Annotated in this window: 1 protein-coding gene; it reads right to left on the bottom strand. The window is 73.6% G+C overall.

The window, feature by feature from the left end; all coding sequences use genetic code 11:
* Window positions 1–11,642 (bottom strand): type I polyketide synthase (locus tag CHF15_RS41295; RefSeq protein ID WP_179280218.1); only part of this gene is annotated, 11,642 nt, incomplete at its 3' end.
* Between the last annotated feature and the right edge of the window lie 113 nt (window positions 11,643–11,755).

Below are 11,755 nucleotides of genomic sequence, written 5' to 3' on the forward strand. Positions count from 1 at the left end.
CCCATGTTCGACTTGATCGAACCCAGCCACAGCGGCTGCTCGTCACTGTGCTCCTGGCCATAGGTGGCCAGCAGCGCCTGCGCCTCGATCGGGTCACCCAGCGTCGTGCCCGTGCCGTGCGCCTCCACCGCGTCGATCTCGGCCGCGGTGAGCCGGGCATTGGCCAGCGCCTGCCGGATCACCCGCTGCTGCGACGGACCGTTCGGCGCCGTCAGACCATTGCTCGCACCATCCTGGTTCACCGCCGAACCGCGCACCACCGCCAGCACCTGGTGACCGTTGCGGCGGGCGTCCGACAGCCGCTCCACGACCACCACACCCGCACCCTCGGCCCAGCCCGTCCCGTCCGCGTCCGCCGAGAACGCCTTGCACCGGCCATCGGACGCAAGACCCCGCTGCCGACTGAACTCCACAAACGCCGCCGGCGTCGCCATCACCGTCACACCACCGGCCAGCGCCAGATCACACTCACCACTCCGCAGCGCCTGCACCGCCAGATGCAGGGCGACGAGCGAGGACGAACACGCCGTGTCAACCGTCACCGCCGGACCCTCAAGCCCGAACGCGTATGACAACCGGCCCGAGATGACACTCGCCGCGTTACCAGTACCGACGAAGCCTTCGACACCCTCCGGCAGCACGCTCAGCCGGGAGGCGTAGTCGTGATACATCACACCCGCGAAGACACCCGTCCGGCTACCGCGCATCGAAACAGGGTCGATCCCAGCCCGCTCGAACGCCTCCCACGACGTCTCCAGCAGCAACCGCTGCTGCGGATCCATCGCCACCGCCTCACGCGGCGAGATCCCGAAGAACGCCGGGTCGAAATGACCCGCATCCCGAACGAAGCCACCCTCCCGCGCATAACTCGTCCCCTGCTGGTCGGGATCGGCGTCGAACAACGCCTCCACATCCCAGCCGCGATCCTCAGGAAAACCGGAGATCGCATCACGGCCCTCAACCACAAGCCGCCACAGATCCTCCGGGCTCTCCACCCCACCCGGATACCGGCACCCCAGCCCCACGATCGCGATCGGCTCGTCGTCACGGACCAATACGGCGACCGGCGCCACGGCTGCCGGGACGGCTCCGACGAGTTCGCCCCGCAGGTGCTCTGCCAGAACCACGGACGTCGGATAGTCGAAAACGAGCGTCGCCGGCAGGCGCAGCCCAGTCGCGGAGCCGAGCCGGTTCCGCAGCTCGACAGCGGTCAGCGAGTCGAAGCCCAGCTCACGGAACGACCGGTCCGACTCCACCGCCTCCGCACCCGCGTATCCGAGGACCGAAGCGACCTGAGTGCGGACGAGCTCCAGAACGTGCGCCCTCTGTTCGGACACCGGGAGCGCGGACACGCGTTCCGCCTCCGAGCCTGAAGCGGCTTTCGAGGCGCGGCGGGCCGGCACGCGGACGAGCCCGCTCAGCAGCGGCGGCAGCATGCCACTGCCCGCCTGCGTGCGCAGCGCGCCCAAGTCCAGTTTCACCGGTACGAACACCGCGCTCTGAGCGGCTGAGGCCGCGTCGAACAGGGCCAGGCCCTCGTCCTCGGAGAGGGCGTTCACTCCGCCGCGTCCGAGGCGCGACACCTCGCCGGCGCCCAGCTCGCCGGCCATGCCGCCTGCCCACAGACCCCAGGCCAGCGATGTCGCGGCCAGGCCCTGCGACCTGCGGTGCGCCGCCAGCGCGTCGAGGAAGACATTGGCGGCGGCGTAATTCGCCTGCCCCGCACCGCCGAACACACCGGCGGCCGAGGAGAACAGCACGAACGCCGACAGATCCATGCCCTGCGTGAGTTCGTGGAGGTTCCACGCAGCATCCACCTTCGGACGCAACACCGCCGACAACCGCTCCGCCGTCAGCGACCCGACCACACCGTCGTCCAGGATGCCCGCGGTGTGCACCACCGCCGACAACGGACGCTCGCCAGGTATCGCGTCCAGCACCGCGGCCAGCGCCTCACGGTCAGCGACATCACACGACGCCCAGGAGACCGAGGCGCCCAGATCCGCGAGCTCGGCCGTCAGCTGCGAGGCTCCCGGCGCGTCCTCACCCCGACGGCTTACCAGCAGCAGATCCCGCACCCCGTACTCGGACACCAGGTGACGCGCGAACAACCCACCCAGCGCACCACTGGCACCCGTCACCAACACCGTGCCATCCAGCGCAGGCGCCCCGGCCTCCGGCTCCACCACCGCCCGCACCAGACGCGGTACGCGTACCGCGCCCTCACGGGCGAGCATCTCGGTCTCGCCGGCTACAAGGGCGGCGGCGACCGCCTCCGTGGGCAGAGCCCGCTCGCCGGCGTCGACGAGGGCGAACCGGCCGGGGTGCTCGGTCCCGGCGGAACGGACCAGGCCCCAGACCGCCGCACCGGCGAGGTCACGGACGGGGTCGGCGTCCTCGGCGGCCATGGCCTCCCGGGTGACGAACACAAGACGGGAGCCTGCGAAGCGGTCCTCCGCCAGCCATGCGTGAACAAGCGCGAGCGCGCAGGAGGCACGGGCGTGCACCGCGTCCGGCACTGCGTCCTCGGCATCTCCGAGCGTGACGAACACGAGGTCCGGCACGTCGGCGGACCCATCAGCCACGGCGGCGAGGTCGGCGTGGCGCGGGACGTCCAGACCGGGAATCTCGGCGCCCACCACCGCCCAGCTGGTCGTCCCTGCTGTCGAGGACGGGCCGCGGTCGGCGGGCAGTCCGGTCCATTCGAGCCGGTAGAGGGAGTCCTGCCGGGTGCCGTGTGCCGCGTCGATCTGCTCGGGCGAGACCGCGCGCAGTGCCAGCGACTCCACCGTGGCGACCGGTGCACCTGCCGTGTCCGCGAGGTCCAGCGACACCGCGCCGTCGCCGGCCGCCGCCACCCGTACCCGAACCACCGACGCACCAGCGGCATGCAACCTCACACCGTTCCACGAGAACGGCAGCCGCGCACCACCCTCCGAGTCCGCAAGCACGCCACCCAGGGCCACCGTGTGCAGTGCCGCATCCAGCAACGCCGGATGCACGCCGAACGCCCCTGCCTCGGCTTCCGCCGGCACAGCCACCTCGGCGAACAGCTCATCACCGCGGCGCCACGCCGCCCGCAACCCCTGGAACAGCGGACCGTATTCAAGGCCCGCCGCGCCCAACGCCTCGTACACGCTCACCGCACTCACGGCGGAGGCCCCGGCAGGCGGCCACACGGACAAGTCGGCGGCGCTGCCGCCAACGTCGTCCGTCAGCACACCCACCGCATGACGCACCCACACCGAGTCCACGTCGTCCGGCCGTGAATACACCGCCACCGAACGACCACCCGCGCCATCCGGCTCCCCGACGACCACCTGCAGCTGAACCGCACCGGACCCCGCCAGCACCAAAGGCGCCTGAAGCGTCAACTCCTCCAGAACCCGACTGCCAACCTGCTCACCCGCGTGAAGAGCCAGCTCCACGAACGCCGTGCCCGGCAGCAGCACCGAGCCGAACACCGCGTGATCCGCCAACCACGGATGCGAACGCAACGACAGGCGCCCCGTGAACACACATCCCTCGCCGTCGGCCAGGGTGACCGCCGCACCCAGCAGAGGGTGGCCCGCGGTGGCCAGCCCGAGCCCGGCGGCGTCACCGGGGAGCGGGTTGGTGGTGTCCGGCCAGTACCGCACCCGCTGGAAGGCATAGGTGGGCAGATCCACCCGCCGCGCCCCCGCACCGGCGAAGTACGCCTCCCAATCCAGCGTGCCGCCACGGACGTGCAGTTGGGCGAGCGCGGTAAGAAGCGTCTCGGGCTCCGGACGACCGTTGCGCAGCGCCGGGGCGAAAGCGGCGTCCCCAGTCACGCAGTCCTGTGCCATCGCCGACAGCACGCCGTCCGGGCCGAGTTCGATGAACGTCGTGACGCCTGCGGCCTCCAGAGCACGCACCCCGTCCAGGAAGCGCACCGCCTCACGGACATGACGCACCCAGAAGTCGGGCGAGCCCATCTCGTCGCCGACCACACCACCGGTCAGGTTGGAGACCACCGCGATGCGCGGGGCCTCGAACGACAGCCCGGCAACGACCTCCCCGAACGCCTCCAACATGCCGTCCATGTGCGGCGAGTGGAAGGCGTGGCTGACCGACAGCCGCTTCGACTTCCGATCCGCGAAAGCCTCCACGATCGCGACCGCGGCATCCTCGTCGCCCGCGATGACGACCGACTCCGGACCGTTCACAGCCGCGACGCTCACCCGGTCGTTCAGCAGCGGCAGAACCTCGTCCTCCGACGCCTGCAGCGCGATCATCACCCCACCGGCCGGCAGCGCCTGCATCAACCGACCACGCGCCGCAACCAGCGTGCACGCGTCCTCCAGGGACAGCACCCCTGCCACATGAGCGGCCGCGATCTCACCCACGGAGTGACCGGACACGAAGTCCGGCTTCACGCCCCAGCTCTCCAGCAGCCGGAACAGCGCCACCTCCACGGCAAACAACGCCGGCTGGGCGTGCTCGGTCCGCTCCAGCGCCTCCGCGTCATCGCCGAACAGCACACCCAGCCCAAGCCGCTCACCCACCGCATCCAAGGCCTTGGCGAACACCGGATAGGCGTCATACAACTCCCGCCCCATCCCCAGCCGCTGACTCCCCTGCCCCGTGAACAGGAACGCCGTACGGCCGCCCTTGCTCACCGTGCCGGACGTGACCCCGGGAGCGGGGTGCCCGTCGGCAAGGGCGTCGAGGGCGGCGGCGAGCGAGGCGTCGTCCGAGGCCACGACAACGGCACGGTGGTCGAAGGCGGCCCGACCGGTGGCGAGGGAGTAGGCGAGGTCGCGCAGAGGTGTGCCGGGGTGAGCGGCCAGGTGCGTCCGCAGGCCGCGCGCCTGGGCCGACAGGGCGGCGGTGCTGCGCCCGGACAGCCGCAGCGGCAGGGAGCCGTGCATGGCAGGGCCTTCAGGCACGGCAGGGGCGGTGGGGGCGGCAGGGGCCTGCTCGATGATCGTGTGGGCGTTGGTGCCGCTGATGCCGAACGACGACACGCCGGCCCGGCGCGGACGGCCGGTCTCGGGCCAGGCGACGGCCTCGCTGAGCAGGGACACCGCGCCCGCCGACCAGTCGACGTGCGCGGAGGGCTGGTCGGCGTGCAGGGTCTTGGGCAGCACCCCGTGCCGCATCGCCATGACCATCTTGATGATGCCCGCGACACCGGCCGCGGCCTGCGTGTGGCCGAAGTTGGACTTGATCGAGCCCAGCCACAGCGGCTGCCCGTCACCGCGCTCCTGGCCGTAGGTCGCCAGCAGCGCCTGCGCCTCGATCGGGTCGCCCAGCGTGGTGCCCGTGCCGTGGGCCTCCACCGCGTCCACGTCCGCCGCGGTCAGTCCCGCACTGGCCAGGGCGGCGCGGATGACGCGCTGCTGGGACGGCCCGTTCGGGGCGGTCATGCCGTTGCTGGCGCCGTCCTGGTTGATCGCCGAGCCCCGCACCACCGCGAGCACCGGGTGGCCCTTGGCGCGCGCGTCCGACAGCCGCTCCACGAGGAGCATGCCCGCGCCCTCGCCCCAGCCGGTGCCGTCGGCGTCGGCGGAGAAGGCGCGGCAGCGTCCGTCGGCGGAGAGGCCGCGCTGCCGGCTGAAGCCGACGAAGGTGCCGGGGGTGGCCATGACGGTGACGCCGCCGGCGAGGGCCATGTCGCACTCGCCGTTGCGCAGGGCCTGAACGGCCAGGTGCAGGGCGACGAGCGAGGACGAGCACGCCGTGTCGATGGTGACGGCGGGTCCCTCGAGGCCGAAGGTGTACGCGACGCGGCCGGAGGCGATGCTGCCGGTGCTGCCCGAGCCGAGGGAGCCGTCGGCGCCGTCGGCGCTGCGTTCGAGGAGCGTGGCGTAGTCGTGGTACATGACGCCCGCGAAGACGCCCGTCCGGCTGCCGCGCACCGTCGCCGGGTCGATGCCGGCCCGCTCGAACGCCTCCCAGGTGGTCTCCAGCAGCAGCCGCTGCTGCGGGTCGGTCCCGACTGCCTCTCGCGGGCTGATGCCGAAGAAGGTGGGGTCGAACGCGGCGGCGTCGTGGAGGAAGCCGCCGTGCCGGGTGTACGAGGTGCCGGGGTGGTCCGGGTCCGGGTCGTACAGGGCGTCGAGGTCCCAGCCGCGGTCGTCGGGGAAGCCGGAGACGGCGTCCTCGCCGTTCTCCAGGAGCCGCCACAACTGCTCGGGGGTCGTGACGCCGCCCGGGAAGCGGCAGCTCATCGCGACGATGGCGATCGGGTCGTCCGCCAGGGCGCCCTGGGTGACGGGTGCGTAGGCAAGGGCCGAGCGCGTGGCCGCGTCCGTCCCGGCGAGGGCGAGGAGCAGGTGCCGGGCGAGTGCGAGGGAGGTGGGGTAGTCGAAGATCAGGGTGGCGGGCAGTCGGCTGCCGACCGAGGCGCCGAGCCGGTTGCGCAGTTCGACCGCGGTGAGCGAGTCGAAGCCCAGCTCGCTGAAGGCGTGTTCGGGGTCGATGGCGTCCGGGGAGCCGTGGCCGAGGACGTCCGCCACATGGGTGCGCACGAGGTCGAGGAGCAGTCGCTCCCGCTCGGCCGGGTCGAGTCCTAGGAGCCGCTGCTCCAGGGCGGAGCCGGCTGTGGCACGGTCTCCGGTGTTCGTCACGACGCGCCTGCCGGGGCCGCGGACGAGGCCTCGCAGGAGGGGCGCGACGTCGGTGCTCCGGGCGCCACCGGGCAGGGCCAGCCGCATGGGGACGAGCAGGCCGCGAAGGCTTCCACCGTGCTCGTCGCCGTCGGCGGAGCCGAGGCCGTCAGCGAGGGCGTCGGCGAGGTCGAGGAGTGCGAGGCCCTCGGCGGCCGTGAGGCCCCGCACGCCGCCGCGCCTCATGCGGTCCAGGTCGGCCTGGTCGAGGCGGCCCGCCATGCCGTCGGTGTCCTCCCACAGACCCCAGGCGAGGGAGGTGGCGGGCAGTCCGTGGGCGCGGCGGTGCTGGGCGAGGGCGTCCAGGAAGGCGTTGGCGGCGGCGTAGTTGCCCTGGCCGGGCGCGCCGAAGACGCCGGCCGCCGACGAGAAGAGGACGAAGGCGGCCAGGTCGAGGCCGCGGGTCAGCTCGTGCAGGTTGAGGGCGGCGTCGGCCTTGGGGCGCAGGACGGCGGAGAGCCGCTGCGGGGTGAGGGAGTCGATGACGCCGTCGTCCAGGACTCCGGCGGTGTGGATGACGGCGGTCAGCGGACGGTCGGCGGGGACGGCCGCCAGCGCTTCCGCCAGCGCGTCGCGGTCGGCGGCGTCGCACGCCGCCCACGTCACCGAAGCGCCCGATTCGACGAGTTCGGCGGACAGTTCGGCGGCGCCGGGCGCCTCATCCCCGCGTCGGCTGAGCAGCAGCAGGTGCCGCACGCCGCGCTCGGCCACCAGGTGGCGGGCCACCAGCCCGCCCAGAGTGCCCGTGGCACCGGTGACCAGCACCGTCCCGCCGCCGTCGAAGGCGGGCGCCACGGCATCGGACGGGACGGGTACCCGCGTGAGGCGGGCGGCGTACGCGATGCCGTCGCGCAGGGCGAGTTGGGGTTCGCCGGTGGCGAGCGCGGCGGGCAGGGCCGCCAGCGACGCGTCGGTGCCGTCGGTGTCGACGAGCACGAAACGCCCGGGGTTCTCGGACTGCGCGGAACGCACCAGCCCCCATACGGCGGCGTGGACCGGATCCGGGACGCGGTCGCCGGCCCGGGCGGCGAGTGCGCCCTCGCTCAGAAGAACGAGGCGGGTGTCGCCGAAGCGGTCGTCCGCCGGCCAGGACTGAAGCAGGGCGAGCGTGCGGTGCGCTGCCTCGTGGACGGCTTCGGGGCTGAGCGCGGACGCGGCGACGTGCGGGACCAGGACGGTCCCGGGCACGGGGGCGCCGGCGTCGCAGGCCGCGATCAGGGCGGCCGTGGAGGTGTGGCGGGTGGCCGGCAGGCCCGGGACGTCGCCTGCGGCGATGACGGCGAGCGCGTCCCGCCGGCCGGCGGGCGGCGCCGTCGTCACGGGCGGGTCGAGGGGGATCCAGTCCACGGCGAACAGGGCGTCGCGGTGGCCGCGCGGCCCGGTGCCGGACTGCCCCGCCGAGACGGGGCGCAGGCTGAGCGAGGCGACGTCGGCGACGGGCCGGCCGTGCTCGTCGGCGAGCGCCAGCGACACGGCGTCGGGGCCGGTCGCGGACAGCCGTGCGCGCAGCACGGCGGCGCCCACGGCGTGCAGGGCGACGCCGTTCCAGGAGAACGGCAGCCGGCCGCGCCCGGTGTCCTCGACCAGGCCGGCGAGGCCGATGGTGTGCAGAGCCGCGTCGAGCAGCGCGGGGTGCAGACCGAACCGCCCGGCTTCCGCGCGCTGACCGTCGGCGAGGGCGATCTCGGCGTACGTCGCCCCGTCGGCGCCGCGCCACACGGCGCGTACGCCCTGGAAGGCGGGACCGTACTCCAGGCCGGCCCCGGCCAGCCCCGCGTAGAGGTCGGTGACGGGCAGGGCGGTGGCACCGGCGGGAGGCCAGGCCTCGGGGGCGAAGCCGGGGGCCGGGGCGCCGATGGCGAGGACGCCGTCGGCGTGCAGTGTCCACGGCGCGTCGTTCTCCGCGTCCTGGGCGTTGTCCCCGGCCGGTTCTGGCCGGGAGTGCACGCCGAGGGTGCGGCGGCCCGTGGCGTCCGGTGCGCCGACCCACACCTGCACCTGGACGGCGCCGTCCTCGGGCAGTACCAGCGGTGCGTGGAGAGTGAGTTCGTCCAGCAGGCCGCAGCCGACCTGGTCGCCCGCGCGGATCGCGAGCTCGACGAACGCGGTGCCGGGCAGCAGGACACTGCCCTGGACGGCGTGGTCGGCCAGCCACGGGTGGGTGTCCAGGGAGAGCCGGCCGGTGCAGAGGAAGCCGTCGAGGCCCGCGAGCGCGACGGCGGCACCGAGCAGCGGGTGGTCCGCCGCGCCGAGGCCGGCCGCCGAAACGTCCCCGGCGGGCCGCCCGGCGTCGAGCCAGTACGCCTCGCGCTGGAAGGCGTAGGTGGGCAGGTCGACGCGCCGGGCGCCGCTGCCCGCGTAGTACGCGTCCCAGGCGACGGGCACGCCGCGTACGTGGAGCCGGGCGAGGGCGGTGGTGACGGTCTCGGTCTCGGGCCGGCCGGCGCGGAGCAGGGGAACGAACGCGGCCGAGTCCCCGACCGGGCCCTCCTGGGCCATGGCGGACAGCACCGCGTCGGGTCCCAGTTCCACGAAGTGCACGACGTTGCGCTCGGCGAGGGTGCGGACGCCGTCGAGGAAGCGGACGGCCTCGCGGACGTGCCGGACCCAGAAGTCGGGCGACGCCATCTCGTCGGTGACGACAGCGCCGGTGAGATTGGAGACGACCGGGATGCGCGGGGCCTCGAACGACAGGCCCGCCACCACCTCGCGGAACGCCTCCAGCATCCCGTCCATGTGGGGCGAGTGGAAGGCGTGGCTGACCGGCAGCCGCTTCGACTTGCGGCCCTCGAACCGCGCGACGATCTCCATCGCGGCGTCCTCGTCGCCCGCGATGACGACCGACTGCGGGCCGTTGACCGCGGCGATGCCGACGCGATCGGTGAGCAGCGGCAGGACCTCGTCCTCCGAGGCCTGCAGCGCGATCATCACGCCGCCGCCCGGCAGGGCCTGCATCAACCGACCACGCTCCGCGACCAGCGTGCACGCGTCCTCCAGGGACAGCACCCCCGCCACGTGCGCGGCCGCGATCTCACCGACCGAGTGGCCCGACACGAAGTCCGGGCGTACGCCCCACGACTCCAGCAGCCTGAACAGCGCCACTTCCACAGCGAACAACGCCGGCTGCGCGAACTCCGTACGGTCCAACGCATCGGGGTCGTCGCCGAACAGCACATCCGACCCGAGCCGCTCGCACACCGCGTCCAGGGCCTCGGCGAACACCGGATACGCCGCGTGCAGCTCCCGACCCATCCCGAGGCGCTGGCTGCCCTGCCCCGTGAACAGGAAGGCCGTCCTGCCCGCGACCGGGCGTCCGAGCGTGAGGCCGGGAACCGGCGCCGTCGCCCTGTCGGGCCCTGGGGCCGCGAGGGACGCCAGCGCATCGCGGAGTCGAGAAGGGTCGTCCGCCGTGAGGACGGCGCGGTGCTCGAAGTCGGTGCGTCCGGTGGCCAGGGAGTAGGCGACGTCCTCGGCCCGCAGGTGGGGGTGGGCGGTCAGGTGGTCGCGCAGTCCGGCCGCCTGGGCGCGCAGGGCCGCCGGGGTCTTGGCGGAGAGGTTCCACGGGGCCGGCACGGCGACGGGGGCCACCGCGGGCGGCTCGCCTTCGTTCTCCGGTCCGGCCGGCTCGGGGGCCTGCTCGATGATCGCGTGGGCGTTGGTGCCGCTGATGCCGAAGGAGGAGACGCCGGCGCGGCGCGGGTGACCGGTGTCGGGCCAGGCGGCGGACTCGGTGAGCAGGGCGACGGCGCCCTCGGTCCAGTCGACGTTGGGTGTCGGCTGGTCGACGTGCAGCGTCCGCGGGAGCACCCCGTGCCGCATCGCCATGACCATCTTGATGACGCCCGCGACACCGGCGGCGGCCTGGGTGTGCCCGATGTTCGACTTGACGGAGCCGAGCCACAGCGGCTGCTCCTCGGAGTGCTCCTGCCCGTAGGTGGCGAGCAGGGCCTGCGCCTCGATGGGGTCGCCCAGCGTGGTGCCCGTGCCATGGGCCTCGACGGCGTCGATCTGGCCGGCGGACAGACGGGCGCCGGCGAGGGCGGCGCGGATGACGCGCTGCTGGGAGGGGCCGTTGGGCGCCGTGAGGCCGCTGCTGGCGCCGTCCTGGTTGACGGCGGAGCCCCGTACGACGGCCAGCACCGGGTGGCCGTTGCGGCGGGCGTCGGAGAGGCGTTCCAGCAGCAGCATGCCCGCGCCCTCGCCCCAGCCGGTGCCGTCGGCGGCGGCCGCGAACGACTTGCAGCGGCCGTCGCCGGCCAGTCCGCGCTGGCGGCTGAACTCGGTGAACGTGCCGGGCGTCGACATGACGGTGACGCCGCCCGCCAGCGCCAGGGTGCACTCCCCGCCGCGCAGCGCCTGGGCCGCGAGGTGGAGGGCGACCAGCGAGGAGGAGCACGCGGTGTCGACGGTGACCGCCGGCCCCTCGAGCCCGAGGGTGTAGGCGACGCGCCCGGAGGCGATGCTGCCGGAGCTGCCGTTGCCGAGGAAGCCCTCGATCTCCTCGGGGACGCTGAACAGCCGGGCGGCATAGTCGTGGTACATCAGGCCGGCGAAGACGCCGGTGCGGCTGCCGCGCAGGGACGCGGGGTCGATCCCGGCCCGCTCCAGCGCTTCCCACGAGATCTCCAGCAGCAGGCGCTGCTGCGGGTCCATGGCCAGCGCCTCGCGCGGCGAGATGCCGAAGAAGCCGGGGTCGAAGTCGGCGGCGTCGTGGAGGAATCCGCCGACCTTCTCGTAGGCGTCGATCCCGCTGTCGGGGTCGGGGTCGAACAGGACGTCGGTGTCCCAGCCGCGGTCGGTGGGGTACGGGGAGACCGCGTCGCCGCCGCGGGCGACGAGGTCCCACAGCTGTTCGGGGGTGGCGACGCCGCCCGGGTAGCGGCAGCTCATCGCGACGATGGCGATGGGCTCCTGGTCCTTCTCCTCCATCTCGCGCAGCCGCCGTCGGGCCTCGCGGAGGTCGGTCGTCGCCCGCTTGAGGTAATCGAGGTACTTCTCCTCGTTCACCATTTACGCCATCCCCGGGTTGGAAGTCGGAAGGCTCGCGCGGAGCCGGTGGATCGGAGGCCGTGGGCCAGGTCGCGGGCCGGGCCTCGGGCCGGGCCGGGTCGTGTCGGGGCGCC

Source organism: Actinacidiphila glaucinigra (assembly GCF_900188405.1).
Taxonomy (GTDB): domain Bacteria; phylum Actinomycetota; class Actinomycetes; order Streptomycetales; family Streptomycetaceae; genus Actinacidiphila; species Actinacidiphila glaucinigra.